The 17,043-nt window shown below is 58.6% G+C and carries 14 protein-coding genes; 11 read left to right on the plus strand and 3 right to left on the minus strand.

Going from position 1 to position 17,043, the window contains the following annotated elements; genetic code table 11:
• Positions 1-308 precede the first annotated feature (308 nt).
• The 5 genes from NN484_RS09795 (at position 309) to NN484_RS09815 (ending at position 4,478) form a co-directional block, all read left to right on the plus strand.
• Positions 309-827: a phage regulatory CII family protein gene (locus NN484_RS09795; RefSeq protein ID WP_274658996.1), complete on the plus strand. Its 519-nt coding sequence runs from the start codon at positions 309-311 to the stop codon at positions 825-827.
• Positions 820-1,044: a TraR/DksA family transcriptional regulator gene (locus NN484_RS09800; RefSeq protein ID WP_008080171.1), complete on the plus strand. Its 225-nt coding sequence runs from the start codon at positions 820-822 to the stop codon at positions 1,042-1,044. Before NN484_RS09795 ends, NN484_RS09800 begins: the two co-directional genes overlap by 8 nt.
• A complete protein-coding gene (locus tag NN484_RS09805) occupies positions 1,034-3,253 on the plus strand; it encodes a VapE domain-containing protein (RefSeq protein ID WP_274658997.1) in 2,220 nt (739 codons plus the stop codon). Before NN484_RS09800 ends, NN484_RS09805 begins: the two co-directional genes overlap by 11 nt.
• Positions 3,246-3,605: a PA0613 family protein gene (locus NN484_RS09810; protein ID WP_047301475.1), complete on the plus strand. Its 360-nt coding sequence runs from the start codon at positions 3,246-3,248 to the stop codon at positions 3,603-3,605. Before NN484_RS09805 ends, NN484_RS09810 begins: the two co-directional genes overlap by 8 nt.
• Positions 3,606-4,145: 540 nt before the next feature.
• Positions 4,146-4,478: a phage holin family protein gene (locus NN484_RS09815; protein ID WP_008080174.1), complete on the plus strand. Its 333-nt coding sequence runs from the start codon at positions 4,146-4,148 to the stop codon at positions 4,476-4,478.
• Between the two features lie 132 nt (positions 4,479-4,610).
• On the opposite strand, the gene NN484_RS09820 is transcribed toward NN484_RS09815, so the two are convergent.
• Both NN484_RS09820 and NN484_RS09825 read right to left on the minus strand, forming a co-directional pair.
• Positions 4,611-5,453 carry a DUF4062 domain-containing protein gene (locus NN484_RS09820; RefSeq protein ID WP_192351857.1) on the minus strand — a complete coding sequence of 281 codons (843 nt, stop codon included), beginning with the start codon at positions 5,451-5,453 and terminating at the stop codon, positions 4,611-4,613.
• 75 nt (positions 5,454-5,528) lie between these two features.
• Positions 5,529-5,729, minus strand: coding sequence for a KTSC domain-containing protein (locus NN484_RS09825; protein WP_192351858.1), 201 nt, complete (start codon positions 5,727-5,729; stop codon positions 5,529-5,531).
• 212 nt (positions 5,730-5,941) lie between these two features.
• Here NN484_RS09825 and NN484_RS09830 point away from each other — a divergent pair, with 212 nt between their 5' ends.
• The 6 genes from NN484_RS09830 to NN484_RS09855 all read left to right on the plus strand — a co-directional run bounded on the left by NN484_RS09830 (position 5,942) and on the right by NN484_RS09855 (position 15,954).
• Positions 5,942-6,532 carry a terminase small subunit gene (locus NN484_RS09830; protein ID WP_274658998.1) on the plus strand — a complete coding sequence of 197 codons (591 nt, stop codon included), beginning with the start codon at positions 5,942-5,944 and terminating at the stop codon, positions 6,530-6,532.
• A 423-nt stretch (positions 6,533-6,955) separates the two neighbouring features.
• On the plus strand, positions 6,956-7,471 hold the full coding sequence (locus NN484_RS09835; protein WP_007919523.1) for an Hcp family type VI secretion system effector: 516 nt from the start codon (positions 6,956-6,958) through the stop codon (positions 7,469-7,471).
• A 127-nt stretch (positions 7,472-7,598) separates the two neighbouring features.
• The gene (locus NN484_RS09840) at positions 7,599-10,505 is read left to right on the plus strand and encodes a type VI secretion system Vgr family protein (RefSeq protein WP_274658999.1); all 2,907 of its coding nucleotides are present in this window, start codon (positions 7,599-7,601) and stop codon (positions 10,503-10,505) included.
• Positions 10,502-15,193 carry an RHS repeat-associated core domain-containing protein gene (locus NN484_RS09845; RefSeq protein ID WP_274659000.1) on the plus strand — a complete coding sequence of 1,564 codons (4,692 nt, stop codon included), beginning with the start codon at positions 10,502-10,504 and terminating at the stop codon, positions 15,191-15,193. The genes NN484_RS09840 and NN484_RS09845 overlap by 4 nt, the downstream gene beginning before the upstream one ends.
• Positions 15,193-15,549 carry a hypothetical protein gene (locus NN484_RS09850; protein WP_274659001.1) on the plus strand — a complete coding sequence of 119 codons (357 nt, stop codon included), beginning with the start codon at positions 15,193-15,195 and terminating at the stop codon, positions 15,547-15,549. Before NN484_RS09845 ends, NN484_RS09850 begins: the two co-directional genes overlap by 1 nt.
• 141 nt (positions 15,550-15,690) lie before the next feature.
• The gene (locus NN484_RS09855) at positions 15,691-15,954 is read left to right on the plus strand and encodes a PAAR domain-containing protein (RefSeq protein WP_274659002.1); all 264 of its coding nucleotides are present in this window, start codon (positions 15,691-15,693) and stop codon (positions 15,952-15,954) included.
• 297 nt (positions 15,955-16,251) lie between these two features.
• On the opposite strand, the gene NN484_RS09860 is transcribed toward NN484_RS09855, so the two are convergent.
• Entirely contained in the window at positions 16,252-17,013 is a 762-nt protein-coding gene (locus tag NN484_RS09860; RefSeq protein ID WP_274659003.1) for an SMP-30/gluconolactonase/LRE family protein, read from the minus strand.
• Positions 17,014-17,043 lie beyond the last annotated feature (30 nt).

Genomic DNA, 17,043 nt, shown 5'->3' on the forward strand with positions numbered 1-17,043 from the left:
CCCAAGGGTCGCCCAGTTTCTCCCGACAGCATCACCACAATGCAGTCGGGTCGCGATGTCAGAAGGCGAGCACACCACATGCCGCCGACTTTCACCGCGTTTCCAAGGCTCGGAAGCCTTGGTGTTGCTGCCGTTCTTACCACAGAGATGGCAGCTGTTGCGCCAGGGGTGAACAACGGATTGTTCGCCCCGGCACGGTGCCGGTGTTGGTCTTACGAACCTAGCCGGCTTTGGGCCTCTCCAGACCACGCGGCAAATGTATCACCAACTTCTGTCGCGCGGCACTGGCAACTTTTAGGATTAATGCCATGAGCCGAATTGCTCTCAGTTCTCTGGAACGGGCGCAGCGGGAAATCCTGCCGCTCGATTTAGCGCTGTACCACGCCGCTCGCGATTACCCGGGTGGCGCTGCTGCCATCGCTGCCACGACCGGTCGCAACCCGACCACGTTGCAGCACAAGCTGTCGCCGACCCACCCGAGTCACTCCATCAACGTTCAGGAATTCGGTGAGATCCTCGAACTGACCAAGGATCGCCGAATTCTCGATGCGGTGCATGCGCTGGTCGGTGACACGATCTGGCAGGAGCTGGCCGACACCTACACCAACGACATGCCTGAGACGCTCACCACTGGTATCGCCGAATACTTCCGCCAGGTCGCTGATCTGGCCGAGACCTGGGCCAAGAGCATCGGCGACGGCGTGGTGACTGATCAGGAACTGGCCGCGATTCGCCTGCAGGTGTTCCGGGGCATTCAAGGGCTGCTCGGGTTGTTCAACCGCGCCACCTACGTCAACCAGACGACGCGAGGTGCTGACCGTGGCTGACATCGCCGATTTCGCCAACGATCTGGTGCAGGAACGCATCGATCAGGCCATGGCGGCGCGCAGCGCTGCCAAGGCCGAAAGCGCTGCTCATTCCTTGCTGTTCTGTGAAGCCTGTGACGACCCGATTCCGGAAGCACGCCGACTGGCCCAGCCGGGTTGCTCGCAGTGCATCAGCTGTCAGTCCCTCTCTGAGCGGGGGATTCAGCATGCTCGATGAGGTATTGGGCCAATTCGCCGATTACGGTCTGGAGCCAGCGCAACCGCTGGTGTTTGGCAAGCTGACCCGCTGCAAGACATCGCAGGACAAGGGCAAGGAAAAGAACGGCTGGTACGTCGTCCACGAGCAGCGCACGGAGAAGGGCGACACCCTGATCTTCGGCGCCTTCGGTGACTGGCGTTCGGGCGAGACGCAGAAGATCAAGGTCAAGGCCGGCCGCATGTCCCCCGAGGAGCGCGAAGTGATGCGCGCTCGCCAGGAAGAAGCCAAGCGCCGCGCCGCCGAAATCGCGAATAACGCTGCGCGGCGGGCCGCGAAAAGAGCGCAAGGTTTGTTCGAGCGTATGCCGACCACCGGGCGCAGCGACTACCTGGATCGCAAACAAATCGTCGGCATCAACGTGCGTTACGCGCCACGCACCGGCGCCGTGTTGGTCCCAATGAAGAACGCCCGCGATCAGATCATGGGTCTGCAGGTGATCTTCCCGAACAAACAGGAAGACACCGGCCGCGACAAATCCTACTGGCCTTACGGGATGGCGAAGGAGGGCACCTTCCACCTGCTCGGTCCGCACCCGGTACCGGGCGAACCGGTGCTGGTGTGTGAGGGTTACGCCACCGGCGCCAGCCTGCACATGGCGACCTCGCTCGCGGTAGCCGTGGCCTTCGATGCGGGCAACCTGTTGGCCGTGTGCAAGGTCATGCGCGAACGCTTTGCCGGCTGCCCACTGATCATCTGTCGCGACGATGACTGGAAGACCACCAAGCCCAACGGCGATGCGTGGAACCCGGGTGAGGAGAAGGCCAGCAACGCCGCGTTGATCGTCGGTGCCCAAGTCGTCGCACCGATCTTCTCGATTGAGCGTCACGACAAGTGGACCGACTTCAACGATCTGCACGTCGCCGAAGGCCTCGACGCGGTTCGCCGACAAGTCCTCGCGGTGGTCCGCCCACCGGCAGCCGGTGGCTGGAAAGATCAGCTCGCTCGCAGTGAAAGTGGCGCACTGATCGCGCACATGCAGAACGTCGAACTGATCCTGGCTCACGACGTGCGCTGGGCCGGGGTGATCAGCTACTGCGCTTTCAGCTCGAAGATCGTCAAGCTGCGTGCGGCGCCTTATGGCGGTGGCACCGGGGAGTGGGCCGACATCGATGATGTGCGCGTGATGAAGTGGCTCGCGCAGCAGTACAACCTGCGCGTGAAGTCTTCGCAGGTGATCGAGGCCGTCAGCGTCGTCGCTCACGACCACGCGTTTCACCCGGTGCGCGAGTACCTGAAAAAACTGGAATGGGATCGCGTGCCGCGCCTGGAGCGTTGGCTGACGGATGTCATGGGGGTGAAGGCAACCGACTACACCTCTAAGGTCGGCAAGCGCTGGATGATCTCGGCCGTGGCGCGGGTGATGAAGCCCGGCTGTAAAGCTGACTCGGTGATGATCCTCGAAGGCGTACAAGGCGCCGGTAAGTCGACCGCGATGAGCGTGCTCGGCGGTGAGTGGTTTATGGATACGCCGTTTGCCCTCGGTGACAAGGACGGCTTCCAGGCGATCCGCGGTAAGTGGATCGTCGAGCTGGGCGAACTGGACAGCTTCAACAAGGCCGAGAGCACCAAGGCCAAGCAGTTCTTCTCAGCGTCGACCGACACCTACCGCGAAAGCTATGGCCGCAGAACCCTGGACGTGCCACGCCAGTGTGTGTTCGTCGGTACCACCAACCAGGACGAGTATCTCAAGGACGCCACCGGCAACCGCCGCTATTGGCCGGTGGCCTGTACCAAGGTCGACGTGGCGTTGCTGCGCGAGATCCGCGACCAACTGTGGGCCGAAGCGATGTTCTGTTTTGAGGCCGGCGATCTCTGGTGGGTAACGCGAGAGGAAGCGCCGATGTTCAGCGAGGAACAGGACGAACGCTTTGTAGTGGACGAATGGGAAACGCCCATCCTGACCTGGCTCGAAGAGTCGCAAATCGGCGAGACCACCACCGGCAGTGAGGTAATGAGTCAGGCGCTCAAGCTCGATCCCGGTCATTGGGGCAAACCGGAGCAGATGCGCGTGGGTGCGATCCTACATCGACTGGGCTGGCGACGGTTCCGTTTGGGCGCCCTGAGCAAGAGCGGCCAGCGGCCTTGGGCGTACAAGAAACCGGAGGGTTGGGGCAGGGCGCCTGCGCTGGAACAACCTGAGTTCGAGGAGCCGTGCTTCGATGATTAAGGCGATCGATATGGCCCTCAAGCAATGGGCGCAGGAGCTGCATAGCGATGAGGTGGCCGCCGGTTACTCGGGCGGCAACATGGTCGCGATGATGATGGAAAGCGGTGGCCAGCTTGTGCGCGGAAGGCGCGGGAGCAGGGTGCCGCTGGAGGCCTCCCTGGACATCGAGCGCATCGTCAAGAAACGCCTTGATCCCGAGTTGATGACGGTAGTCCAGGTGCATTACTTCCAGCCTGATGCGCCTCTGACTGCGCGTCTGGCTGAGAGTGGCTGCACACGCAACCTCTACTACCAGCGCCTGCATGACGCTCACATCGTGGTTGAGCACTTCCTCCTGGGGGAAGCGGCTTGATCGTGGGCATTACTCTGGCTCACGCCGTCCCACTGGCCTGCCTCCGTCCCACTGCTTTTTGCGGTGGTGGGACGGGCGCAGGCCACGTCGTTGTTGGGCTGTCCCACCGTCCCACCTTTTTCATGCCTCCCGCCCGTGTATGCGTAGCGGGCATCAATGCGCGTGTTCACGCGCACGCGTGTTTTTAAATATTCTCTCTATACACGAGAAAAGAGAGATAAAAGTAGGACGGTGGGGCAAAGCCCCAATCTGCGGGGCTTTCAGACGTCCCACCTTGTTTTGGAGAGGTGGGACGCATGGGACGCCGCTAAAACACCAGAAGCAAAAGCCAGCCGGGTTGAGATATTCACCGACATTCGCCAGCCGTTCACCGGGCGTCACCCACACATTCACCGGATGGCATTAAAACGGTCTTGCTGCCACCAGAATCGACCTGTAAAAAGGGGCCATCTTCGATGGGTGCGACCGCAAAGCGCGGCAGGCCACCCACTACCTGACCCGGCCATTGCGCCGGGTCTTTTTGTTTAAGGGGCAGGGGCAGTGACGAACGAGCAACAGGCACTGGCAGAGATGCCGATCTGGTTGGTGATTGCCCTGTCCTTGGTGGGCGGCGTGTCCGGCGAGATGTGGCGCGCTGACAAGGACGGGGCGAGAGGCTGGGCATTGTTGCGCCGCCTCGCACTTCGGTCCGGTGCCTGCATCGTCTGCGGCGTGTCAGCGATGATGTTGCTGTTTGGCGCGGGCCTGTCGATCTGGACAGCGGGTGCCTTGGGTTGCCTGACCGCGATGGCCGGCGCCGATGTCGCCATCGGCTTGTACGAACGCTGGGTGGCCAAGCGGCTGGACCTGAGCGAGGCCGAACCGAAAGCATGAGCCGGGCAGGCCGGGTAGGGCGCCGATTTTTACGGGTCCTCCCCAAGGGCCGCCCCCTACACGGGTTAGCGAACTCGCGGAATCTCTCTAGCTGAAACCTTCGCAGGGATGTCCGTCTTTTCAAAGGAGTGGCTAAAGGGCAATCATGTCTGCGATCTGGTAACCAAGATTTGTGACTTGATAGATTTCGCCTTTGTAGCCCTGACCGACGATAAGGCCTTCGTTCGAGAGTTCGAGAATCGCTTGTTCCCATTTGGCTACTTCTCGGCGGTCTCTCTTTTCGGCGACGAGATTCTTACCGTTTGTTTGGACGTCTGTACCTTCCATGTATTCGACATGAATGATTGTCCCATGAGCGTCCAGGCTAGCTTCCTTCAACAGAATTTGAGCTTCATCAGAAAGCTTCGGGATCTGCGTTTGAGATTCGGAGATTTCGCTTGAGCTATGGCTTTCCAATTTGTTGAAGATTGGATGCTCGTTGACCTTAAGCTGGAGGTGTCGATAAAGCTTTGTTCGAAAGTCCGCGAGACTGTCGTAGCTCTGATAGAGCCCTCGACTTTGGCAATCGGTTTTGAATTTCTTAACTGCTGCGGCCTGCTCAAGCTCAACGGAGTCGAAGACCACTGGTTGAGATGAAAAATACAACATTGCTGGCTTGCCTGACTGAATGTGTTTTTCGAGCTCTTCGACGGTGCCACTCGCGTAGTCTTCGGTTGGCGTACCAATCCTCGTCCAAAACACGCCTATCAGCAGGTCACATTTCTCTAGGATTTGCTCATTGATGATAGCTTGAGGGGAGTTGCCCATTTCTGGAGAGGAGTGAGACTCCCAGCCAATGGGAAGCAAAACGATCTTCCGTGTATTGGAATGAACTGCGTTCCACTCATAAATGACGTCGCGCACAATCGCGCGCTCGGAGGCTACATCACCTGGTGAGGCAATCATCACGTTGAACGCTTCTGCGGCATAGCTCATTGCACATCCTCAGAAAGGGGGCGGGGTGTTAAAGCTGAAGGTGATCGCACCAAGGCATGGCCATCAAGGCGCGTCTCAGCACTGAAAGCGATCGCGTATGTGCTGGTTGTAGTAGGCGCCTTTGGACACAGCTGCCATCAAGCCATTGTGTATGGTTGATGGGACACCGCAGAAGTCGTAGGAGTGGCCTTGTTCAAAGCGGATCCTCATTCGTCTCGTTGCAGGATCGTAGCCAACGGCGGTCATCGCACTGGAACGCACAGCAATCATTTCCATGACTTCTCACCTTCTGACTGATCGTCCACAGAGACTAGTCGAACGAGGCGGATCTGCTGGCCAGGCCACCGAAAAGGCGCCGGGGACCCTGAGGACTTTCAAAGGGCACGGGGTCGGAAACCCGCGGGATCTTGTTAGTGGCTGGGTTGGAAAGTTAGTTGACCCCAGTTGACTGGTTGACCAGTTGACCGGGCTTGGAAATAGGAGGCTTCATGGCATTTTTAACACGTAAGGAATACGGTGAGCTCAAGGGGTGGTCCAAGCAATACATCAGCAAATTGATACTCAATAATCGACTGGTGCTGGATGAAGCGGGCCGGATCGATGTCGATGCCAGCGAACAGTTTCTGGAGGTGACGCGGGATCCGAGTAAGGCCGGCGTCAGCGCTCGACACCAGCAGGAACGGCTCCAGCGTGACGTCTACAGCCACGTCACATTAAAATCCGAACCGACTAACACGGCTGCGCCGCCGCCCGTTGATTCGGCCCAGGGGCACTCTCCGGACTTTCAGAAAGCACGAGCGCATCGCGAGCATTACCTGGCGCGAATGGCGGAGATGGAGTTTCGCAAGGCGCAGGGTGAACTGGTCGAGATCAGCTTCGTGCAGAAGGCTGCGTATGAAACCGCGCGTTCGCTCAATCAATCGCTGATGAGCCTGTCGCCGCAATTGGCGCCGCAGCTGGCCGCGCTGTCGGATCCATGGGAGGTGGAGCGGCAACTGACCGCTGCGCTGCGCCAACGGCTTAACGAGGCGGCTCAGGTGTCTAGCGATGACTTTGGCGTCGTATTGAGCGAATGCTGAGGATATCCCTTGCTTAGGATTTGTTATGGTTTGTGGAAAGGTGTGCTTCTTATGTTTGGCCATCTTGAAATGCAGTCATGACCTGGCACCATCAAAACTTCAGCCGTTGATGTGTTGGGGGGCTTTTTTGAAAGTGCGCAACTTCTTGCGCACTTGTTCCGCATATTTGGCTCAATAAATCGCTACAGCCCAAGTAGATCGTGGTCTCCAGCCAAGTGCGCAACTTCTTGCACACCACTGCGCAACTTCTTGCGCACTTTTCGATTATTTTCTGCGGATTTATCCCAGCCTCCGCAAGGAAAACGCTCGCAAGCCCGGTTTATAAGGCTCGAAAAAAGTTGGCATGTAATTTGATGGCAAGTGGCCGCCTCTTAGGTGATTTCACCTATGACTCATCCACTGATCCAGCAAGGAGCACCTCCCATGGCAACACCAGCGTACATGTCGGTTACCGGCGAAAAACAAGGCCTGATCACTGCAGGCGCATTCACCGCTGACTCCGTTGGCAACACCTACCAGGAAGGTCACGAAGACCAGGTCATGGTTCAGGCGTTCAGCCACGACGTGATCATCCCGCGTGACCCGCAATCCGGTCAGCCAACCGGTCAGCGCGTTCACAAGCCAGTTGTAATCACCAAGGTCTACGACAAGGCTTCGCCTCTGCTGCAAGCCGCTCTGACCTCCGGCGAGCGCATGAGCGAAATCGTTATCCAGTGGTTCCGTACTTCGGCTCAAGGTACTCAAGAGCACTACTACACCACCAAACTGGAAGACGCGATCATCGTCGCCATCAACAACAAAATGCACAACTGCCAGGATCCAGGCAACTCGCACTTCACCCACCTGGAAGAAGTGCAGTTCACCTACCGCAAAATCACCTGGACCCACGAAGTCTCGGGTACTTCGGGTTCCGATGACTGGCGTGCTCCAGTCGTTTAATCGCGGCTGATGGTTGTACCGTCTCGGCCAGCGCTGCTGGCCGAGATCATGAATTTCAAAAGATTTTTTTGCCGCCAGATCCTTAGCGATCTGGCGCGTATCGCAGCACTGCGTAAGGGACAAGGGAATGTTCTCACCGGCCAACCAGCCTCATTTCAATCTGACCATCGATGGCGCGGACAGCGACTTTCAGGTGCTGTCGTTCACCGGTCGGGAAGCCCTCAACACCCCCTTCCAATTCGAGCTGGAACTGGTCAGCGAAAAGGCCTCGATCAACCTCGAAAGCCTGCTGCACAAACTGGCGTTTCTTCAGCTGTCGCCGAGCGGCACCGGGATTCACGGGCTGATCTACAGCATCGCCCAGGGCGAGGCGGGCAAGCGCCTGACCCGCTACAAGATTTCGCTGCGCCCGCAGCTTTCGTACCTCGCGCACCGTTTCAACCAGCGCATTTTCCAGCAGATGACCGTGCAGCAAATCATCAGCCAGGTGCTGGAAGAACACGGCATCCTCGCCAGCGACTACCACTTCCAGCTGAGCGCGATCTATCCCGAGCGCGTCTACTGCACGCAGTACGACGAAAGTGACCTGCATTTCGTCCAGCGCCTGTGCGAAGAGGAGGGGATTCACTACCACTTCCAGCACACGTCCAGCGGCCACAAGCTGACCTTCGGCGATGACCAGACGGTGTTCCCGAAACTGGCGCCCGTGGCCTACCAACAGGACTCCGGGCTGGTCGCCGATCAACCGGTGGTCAAGCGTTTCGGCCTGCGTCTGGCGACCCGCACCAGCCGCACCACGCGCCGCGATTACGACTTCGTCAAACCGAAGATCGAGCTGGAAAGCGACGCCAAGAGCAACGCCCAGCCGGATCTGGAAGATTACGATTACCCGGGGCGTTTCGTTGATCGCGAGCGCGGCAAACACCTGGCCAACCGTGCACTGGAACGCCATCGCACGGACTATCGACTGGCCGAGGGCAACAGCGATCAGCCGATTCTGGTCAGCGGGCATTTTCTCGCCCTGACCGAACACGCCAACCCGACGTGGAACGACCTGTGGCTGCTCACCGAGATCTTCCACGAAGGCAAACAGCCGCAAGTGCTCGAAGAGTCGGTGACCAGCGACACCACCGACAACAAGGACGATTTCCACCAGGGCTATCGCAACCGCTTCAATGCCATCCCGTGGGACGTGCCTTACCGTCCACCGCTGAATCACCCTAAACCGAAAGTCCTCGGTACTCAAAGTGCGGTGGTTTGTGGCCCTGAAGGCGAAGAGATTTACTGCGACCAGTACGGCCGGGTGAAGGTGCAGTTTTTCTGGGATCGCGAAGGCCAGCACGACGACAAGACCACCTGCTGGATGCGCGTGGCCTCCAGTTGGGCCGCCGAAACCTTTGGTTCGATCAACATTCCTCGGGTCGGCATGGAAGTGCTGATCACCTTCCTCGAAGGCGACCCCGACCAGCCGCTGATCACTGGTTGCCTGTACCACGGCGCCAACCTGCCGCCGTACAAACTGCCGGACTTCAAGACCCTGGCCACGGTTAAGAGCAAGGAATACAAGGGCAGCCGCGCCAACGAACTGCGCATCGACGACACCACCAGCGAAATCAGCATTGCGCTGCGCAGTGACCACGGCGCCAGTGCGATCAACCTTGGTTACCTGACCCATCCACGTCCTTCAGGTGGGCAGCCGCGCGGTGAAGGTTTTGAGTTAAGAACCGACCGTCACGGCGCCGTGCGTGCCGGTGCCGGCCTGCTGATCACCACCGAACCGCGTCCGAACGAATCCAAGCACCACAAGGATCTGCCGGAAACCGCTGAACGCCTCGCCACGGCCAGCGATCAGCAGGACGGTTTTGCCGTTCAGGCCAAAGAGCTTCAGGCCCAAGAGGCCGGCGATCAGGACGACGTCGCCAAAGCGTTGCACGCGCAGCATCAAGGCGTGCTCGGCTCGGGACCGGCGAACCTCACCGCCAACGAATTCCCCGAATTCACCGAGCCGCACCTGGTGCTCGCCAGTCCGGCCGGCATCGCCCTGACCACACCGCGCTCCAGCCACATCGCCACCGGCGAACACCTGGCGCTGAGCAGCACCGGGCACACCAGTTTCTCCATTGGCAAACGCCTGTTGGCCAGTGCCAGCCGTGGCATGCGCCTGTTCGTGCAGAGCATGGGCTGGCGTCTGGTGGCGGCCTCCGGCGACATCGACGTCAAGGCGCTCAAGGACAGCATCAACCTGCTGGCCAAACTCAACATCACCGCCAATGCCGACCGCATCACCATCACCGCCAAGACCGAACTGGTGATCCAGGGCGGCGGCAGCGCCACGACCTACAACGCCGGCGGCATCACCCACGCCACCAGCGGCCCGTACACCGCGCACGCGGCGAACTTCGCCTACACCGGCGCGAAAAGTCTGGCCGGCGTGTTCCCGGAACCGCCGAAACCGGGCAAGGGCAACCTGGAGTTGTTCAACCAATACGCCGGGCGTCAGGGCATCAAGGAAGGCGATTACGAAGTGATCGACGCCTTGGGCAAAAGCATCAAGGGCAAACTCGACGCCAAGGGTTTTGCCAGCGTCGCCGGCGCCGCCCCGGGCCCGGCGCGCGTGCTGTTCGGCAAGGATCCGGCGGACACCTGGAGCGACGGCAGCTACATCGGCAAACCGGAATGGCCGTTGAATTCGCCGGGGGCTGATGACGTACCGAGTCAGGTGCAGGCGATGGTGGCGCAGGCGCTGCCGAGCAAGAACTGGGACATGTTGGAGAAGGGCAAGGAATTGGCACAGACAGGTATGGGTGCAATGCAGACCGCGCAAGGTGCGATGCAAACGGCGCAGCAGGTGAAAGGCGCCGTGCAGGGCGGGGTGGCCGGGCTGCCGAAACTGGCGAATGCGGCAATGCCGAGTGCGTCGGGGATCCTCGGAGCGGCGAGCAAGGCGGGCAAGTTGCCGAGTCTGCCGGCGCCGACGCTTCCTAAAACTTCCTTGAAAACCCCGGGCCTGCTGGCGGGTGAGATGCTGTCATGACCACTGAAACTGCTGTTGTAAAACGTGAACCTCAGGTTGCGATCGTTCCCCTGAATGCCATCGACATTCAGGACGTCGCCAGCGGTGCGGCGACCTTCGATGCCTGGCTGCAATCGGCCAGTGGCGGGGTGGTCACCCTCGACCGGATCAAGAACGTCGCCGGCGCATTACCCGTGGTGGGCAACATCATGGCGCTGGTCGATGCGCTGGGTGACATCGTCACGCTGTCGAACGCACAGAAGCGCGACCTGCTCGCGTGGGCCAGTCTGGGCATCAACCTGATCGGTGTTTTGCCGCTGCCACCGGCGATGGCGGCAGCCCGGATGACCCTGCGTCCGACGCTGTTTCTGGTGCGTCAGGAGATGAGGGCCAGCAGCAAGTTGTTGCTCAGCACCTCCGTGATCGAGGTGCTGGTAGGTCACCTGAACGCCTCGATTATCGGCACGCTGGATGATTTTGTTGAACAGGCCAAAGGCAAGCTGCCGGGCATTCTGGCGGACGCCGGCAAGCTGGGTGAAGACGTTGTCAACGAGATTGCCAAAGGCCTCGAGACGGTGGCCAATGGCAAGCTTGATGCCAAGGGCGACCTAAACGCGGCTGGCGCACAAGCGAGTGCGGCGGTCGATCAATTCAAGAATGATCCCCTTGCATCGTTCGGCAACATCTTCGGCGCCGCGTGCAGCGCTTATAAGGCTGCAGGCAAAGGCTTGGCCAACAGTGCGGCCGATCACCTGCTGCCCGATGAGGTGAAGAAGCGGGTTGCCACGGAAACCGCGAAACTGCGGGCGATGGGTCCGGAGCTGCGCACCCAGTTGAGCAAGCTGGACGATGAGTCCGTTCAGAACTCCATCGGTTGGTTGCTGCTGATTCTTTCCAGCGCCGTGACGTTGTGGCGCAAGCGCAATGCCCATGGCCAGAACGCCGCCGTCCATCCGGAGAAGACCGGACAGGCGAAGCGTACGGCATCTGAGGGGCAGTTGGCCGCCCACGGCCAACAGGCACCGGCGAAAGGCGCGCCCAATCCAAAGAAAGGCCCTTGTGAATGTGCCACGAACTTCAGCATCAATTTCGCCTTGGGTTCGGAAAGCTTCAGCCATACCGATTTCAGCCTGCCCGGCCCCTTCCCGATCGAGTGGACCCGAACTTACAACTCACGCCTCGACGCCTACGATCAGAGCGAACTCGGGGCCCGTTGGATCAGCGAGTTCACCACGCGTTTCGACTGCGTGGACGATGGCCTGACCTTCTACGGCGCCGACGGCCGTGACCACAGCTATTCGCTGCCCAAAGTCGGTCTGTTTCATTACGACGCCATCGAAAATATCACCCTCGTTCGTGCCAGCGAAGATCAGCTATTGCTGTGCCACGGTTTCGAACGCAAGGAAACCTACGTCCGCCGTGGCCAGCGCTATGTACTGACCAACATTTCGCTGCGCAACGGCGCCGGGATCATGCTGCATTACGAGCATCGGCACGGCGAACAATCGGTGCTCTCGGATCTGATCACCTATCAGGAAAACGACACCAGCAAGGTGCACTTGCACCTCGGCACAATGATCGACAATCACGGCCGGTTTATCGGTCTCTGGCAAATCGTTGACGGCGAACCGCAGCGACAGCTCTGCGCCTACCAATACGACGCCTATGGCGATCTGACTCAGGCGCAGGACGAGAACGGCGCAGTCTGGTCGTATCAGTTCCAGCATCACCTGATCACCCGCTACACCGACCGCACCGGGCGCGGCATGAATCTGCAGTGGGACGGCCCTGGCGCCAAGGCCAGAGCCATCCGCGAATGGGCGGACGACGGCAGCTTCGACTCGCGCCTGGAGTGGGACGAAAACATCCGTTTGACCTACGTCACCGACGCCCTCGGCAACGAGACTTGGCACTACTACGACATCCTTGGCTACACCTACCGCATCCGTTACGCGGATGAGCGTTCGGAATGGTTCTTCCGCGACGAAGCCAAGAACATCGTTCGCCGCGTGAATGCCGATGGCAGCACCGATCGCTACAGCTACGATGAACGCAGCAACTTGCTCGAACACATCCGCGCCGATCACACGGTGATACATTACGCCTACGATGATCAGGACATGCTGATCAAGATCAGCGACGCCGAGGGTGGTCAGTGGCAACGCGCCTATGACGACCAAGGCAACCTGGTCGAAGCGCTCGATCCGCTGGGCAACAAAACCGAATACGCCTACAACAAATCCGGTCAGCCCACCGCGATCAAGGACGCCAACGGCAACGAAAAGACGTTGGATTACAACGACGCCGGGCAACTGGTCGAGTACGTCGACTGCTCAGGCAAGACCAGCGCCTGGGAATACAACGAACTGGGGCAGATGATCTGCTTCACCGACGCTGCCGGGAACGCCACCGAATACGAATACAAGGCCGGCCAACTGGTGCTGGTCAAGCACCCGGACAAGACTGAAGAGCGCTTTGAACGCGACGCTGAAGGCCGGCTGCTGACGCATGTCGACGGTCTCGATCGCTGCACCACCTGGAGCTACAGCGCGGCCGGTTTGATCGCCGAACGTGTCGATGCCGCCGAGCAAACCCTGCGCTATCGCTGGGACCGCCTCGGACGGTTAACGGCCCTGGAAAACGAAAACGAACAACGCGCGCACTTCCACTACGACCCGGTTGGTCGACTGCTGGAGGAGAGCGGATTTGACGGCCGTAGTACGCATTATCAGTACGACCCTCTCACCGGTCGCCTCGCCCAATCAGTCAATGGCAAACGCATCATCTCATTGAACTTCGACCCGATGGGCCGTTTGACCGAGCGTCGCGCCACCCTGGGCGACCAATCGCAAAGCGAAACCTTTGCCTACGATGGCAACGGCAACATGGTGCTGGCCGACAACGCCGACAGCCGACTGCAATGGTTCCACGACCCAGCCGGCAATCTGCTGCGCGAACACCAACATTACCTCGGACTGGAAAAGCCCACCGTCGCGATCTGGCAGCACGAGTACGACGTGCTCAATCAACGTGTTGCCACCGTTCGCCCCGACGGCCACCGCGTCAGTTGGCTCACTTACGGCAGCGGCCACCTGCTGGGCATGCGCCTGGACGAGCATGAGCTGATCGGTTACGAACGCGACGACCTGCACCGCGAAATCGCCCGCCATCAAGGCAATCACCTGCTGCAAACTCAAAGCTGGGACCCGGCCGGACGCTTGCAGGAGCAACTGCTGGGGCGCAGCGATGACAAAAGCACTCTGCTCAAGCGCGAATACAAATACGACGCTGCCGGCCAACTGACTGACATCAACGACAGTCGTCGCGGCCCGCTCGCCTATCGTTACGATCCCGTCGGCCGACTGCTCAGCGCCGTGACGCGTCAAGGCGTTGAAACGTTCGCCTTCGACCCGGCCGGTAACCTGCTGGATGACAAGACTGCAGAAATCCGTCGCCCACTGGATCTGACGCCACCGCGCAGCAAACTGGTCGACAACCTGCTGCGCGAATACGCCGGCACCCACTACGACTACGACGAACGCGGTAATCAGATCCAGCGCTGGCACAACGGTCAGCGTAGCGATATGCGTTGGGACCTGTTTGATCGACTGGTGCATTTCGAAGATCCGCGCCTGAGTGTGGATTTCGCTTACGACGCACTGGGACGCCGCCTGCACAAAAACTCCCGCGCGCACTACAAACAGCGGCCGGAAGCCGGTTCCCTCTGGAACAGAAACGAGCACGCCCGCAAACAGCGTGAACTTGGCTGCGGTTTTACGCTTTACGGATGGGACGGCGACAACCTCGCGTGGGAAAGCAGTCTGGCGCAGGGCGATGGCGAGCCGGGTCGCACGGTGCACTACGTCTTCGAACCGGGGACTTTCATACCCGTCGCTCAAGCTGTGCGACACGCGCCGATCAACCTCATGGGCCAGCCGGATTACAGCGGTGAATACAGCTTTGATGAGGATCCACTGTGGAATCACAAAGCCACGGCATTACCGTTTGATGCGTTGGCCTGGTACCAGTGCGATCACCTAGGAACACCGCAGGAACTGACGGACTCACAAGGCAATATGGCGTGGACCGCGCAGTACAAGGCCTGGGGGCAGGTGACGGAGCAGCGTTCAGAATGGGCGCGGCAGCATGGTGTGACGAACCCGATCAGGTTCCAGGGGCAGTATCACGATCATGAGACAGGGCTGCACTACAATCGGTATCGGTACTATGATCCGAAGATCGGTCGGTTTATTTCGCATGACCCGATCAGTTATTTTGGAGGCATAAACCTTTATCAATATGCTTCTAACCCAGTGAGCTGGATTGACCCTCTGGGACTCAATCGCTTCAAACCTAAGACCTTGACGACGGGCAGTGTGTTTAGAGGTGGATCCGGTACGGCGAGCAGCATGACACCGCGTCCGAACAAAGATGATGTTCGTAAAGGAAGTAACGCTCCGGGTTTGTCAGCCGATATGTCAGTGGACAACATGGGGCCTGGAAAATATGTTGAACTTGATGTTGAAGCGCTTTGCTCTTGTGGTTTTGATGTAATTAATGACAAAGAGAGCGGGCATGTGACTATTCGTCCATCTGACGATCCTGATGACTCAAAACTGAAAGCATGGGCAAATACCCGTGGAGCAGAATCCAATCACGCCCTGACTGACGGTGTGTTGAAATCAATAAGCCGCAAAGGGGTGAAGTAATGACTGAAAAACTAAAATGCGTTGATCTTCTTCAGGGTTTTTTAGACAGGGTTTATGGACAGGCGTCGAGAGAACAGGGCAGTGTATTAAGTAGAAACTGTGGTCATTACGATTATGCGGGTGAAAAATTCTCTGTATATGTTACGGTTTTTCCCGAGGAAGTTGAGCTTGTTTTTGAAGGTGAGCAAGCAGAGGGCGGAAGTTTTGTTGTGAGTCTGGATATATGTACTCCTGAAGGGGAAATACTGAAGGGCAAGGTGGTGTCTGCAAAAGGCGGTTGTGACGAAATCAGGAAAGCTTTGGAGCGTTCAGAGGCCTTGGTACTTGCAGAATTTTTGAGGTTTCTCAACGGATGAAGTCAATGCATGCTTGGTTCCAATAATTGGGACGGATTTATTTTTGCAATGAGTTATGAATGCAAGCTGGTGTCCGACGACACCACTTCAGCTGAAAACGTTTCATTTTATGGCGATCACTTCTGATCAAGGAAATGCAAAGTGAAAGACGTCATTCGCTTGGGCGACTCCACCACTCACGGTGGTAAGGTCCTTGAAGCGTTCTCCCGGACCGACCTCAACGGCAAGCCGATTGCTGGGGTCGGGCACAAGGTCAGTTGTCCGCTGTGCAAGGGGATTTTCCCGATTGCCGAGGGCAGCAGCACCTACACCGTCGATGGCGTGCCCATCGCGCTCGACGGCATGAAAACCGCCTGTGGCGCTGCGCTGATTGCCAGCGGCCCGAAAGGCGCAGTGATCAGTTGATCATCTGATTTCATCTTTGGCCCATTGCCTCGGTATGCGACTAACTGTCTCATTCCGAGTTGAAAATGCGCCTCTCCTGCATCATTGATCGACTCTCTGAGTTTGGCTTGAGGGGCGGCTTTCGGCCAGAAGCGGTCATTCATACGCGTCTACCAAGTTGGCATTCAGAACGGCGCGACAGGCTAGAACCCACTATTCAGTGCAGTCGTCCTGTAAATCGCTCTTCAGGGAATCCGGCAGCTAAAACGGCTTCGGCTTTTATCAGCGTGCCATCGAAATCTGCCGGCTTATCCAGCCCTATATCCGTGCGCTGGTGCAGTAAAGCGTTTCATAACCAGGTCCCGCTAACACCGGGCAAGTGGTCTGAATACACGGGGAGTCGATCACGCTGTCAACTCTGCCGTCAGTCGCGTAACGCACGACTCTGCTACCGCCCCATTCCGCATTCCAGAGAAAACCCTGCGCATCAATACAAGAACCGTCTGGAGCACCCTGACCTTTGACTGTAGTGAATACACTCTGGTTTTCTAGCGACGGGTAATCGCAGCAGAAAATGCATCCTTGCAGGGAGTCCGCGTAATACATGGTGGAACCTCCCGGGCTAAAACAGATGCTGTTCGGGATCGCCACTTCGGGAAGGTCCAGCGTTTCAGTCTTGAGCGTCGCGGCATTGAACCGGTGAAATCGCCCTATAGTTTGCACCGGCTCACCGGCATCCATAGTGCTAAACACAAAGTTGCCCATACGGTCGCAGCGGCCATCACTGATCGGGGTTCCGGGTACTCCAGGCGTGATGGTAATTTTGGTGAAGCGACCAGTACTCAGGTTGTAATAACCCAGGCAGGAGGCCAATCCCATTAGCAATACGTCTGCATTTGTCGTAAGGGCGAACGACCCCAGCGGCTCCGGCACTCGCCAGCGCTGTACTTCACCGCTTACGGGGTCCAGAGCAAGCAGTTCGCAACCTGGGATATCGGTCCAGAACAGGCGTTCGGTTCTTTCACACCAGATAGGGCACTCGCCAAGAAGACTGGTGGTGCCGGTTAGGGTTTTAAACATGGTTGCGTCCTACGAAACAGGACGGGACAA

The sequence above is a fragment of the Pseudomonas serboccidentalis genome, assembly GCF_028830055.1.
GTDB lineage: Bacteria > Pseudomonadota > Gammaproteobacteria > Pseudomonadales > Pseudomonadaceae > Aquipseudomonas > Aquipseudomonas serboccidentalis.

What these genes read in the sequence shown, in the direction of transcription:
- NN484_RS09795 (WP_274658996.1), top strand. Translation starts at nt 309, where the DNA reads ATGAGCCGAATTGCTCTCAGTTCTCTGGAACGGGCGCAGCGGGAAATC.
- NN484_RS09805 (WP_274658997.1), top strand. Translation starts at nt 1,034, where the DNA reads ATGCTCGATGAGGTATTGGGCCAATTCGCCGATTACGGTCTGGAGCCA.
- NN484_RS09810 (WP_047301475.1), top strand. Translation starts at nt 3,246, where the DNA reads ATGATTAAGGCGATCGATATGGCCCTCAAGCAATGGGCGCAGGAGCTG.
- NN484_RS09820 (WP_192351857.1), bottom strand. Translation starts at nt 5,453, where the DNA reads ATGAGCTATGCCGCAGAAGCGTTCAACGTGATGATTGCCTCACCAGGT.
- NN484_RS09825 (WP_192351858.1), bottom strand. Translation starts at nt 5,729, where the DNA reads ATGGAAATGATTGCTGTGCGTTCCAGTGCGATGACCGCCGTTGGCTAC.
- NN484_RS09830 (WP_274658998.1), top strand. Translation starts at nt 5,942, where the DNA reads ATGGCATTTTTAACACGTAAGGAATACGGTGAGCTCAAGGGGTGGTCC.
- NN484_RS09835 (WP_007919523.1), top strand. Translation starts at nt 6,956, where the DNA reads ATGGCAACACCAGCGTACATGTCGGTTACCGGCGAAAAACAAGGCCTG.
- NN484_RS09840 (WP_274658999.1), top strand. Translation starts at nt 7,599, where the DNA reads ATGTTCTCACCGGCCAACCAGCCTCATTTCAATCTGACCATCGATGGC.
- NN484_RS09845 (WP_274659000.1), top strand. Translation starts at nt 10,502, where the DNA reads ATGACCACTGAAACTGCTGTTGTAAAACGTGAACCTCAGGTTGCGATC.
- NN484_RS09850 (WP_274659001.1), top strand. Translation starts at nt 15,193, where the DNA reads ATGACTGAAAAACTAAAATGCGTTGATCTTCTTCAGGGTTTTTTAGAC.
- NN484_RS09860 (WP_274659003.1), bottom strand. Translation starts at nt 17,013, where the DNA reads ATGTTTAAAACCCTAACCGGCACCACCAGTCTTCTTGGCGAGTGCCCT.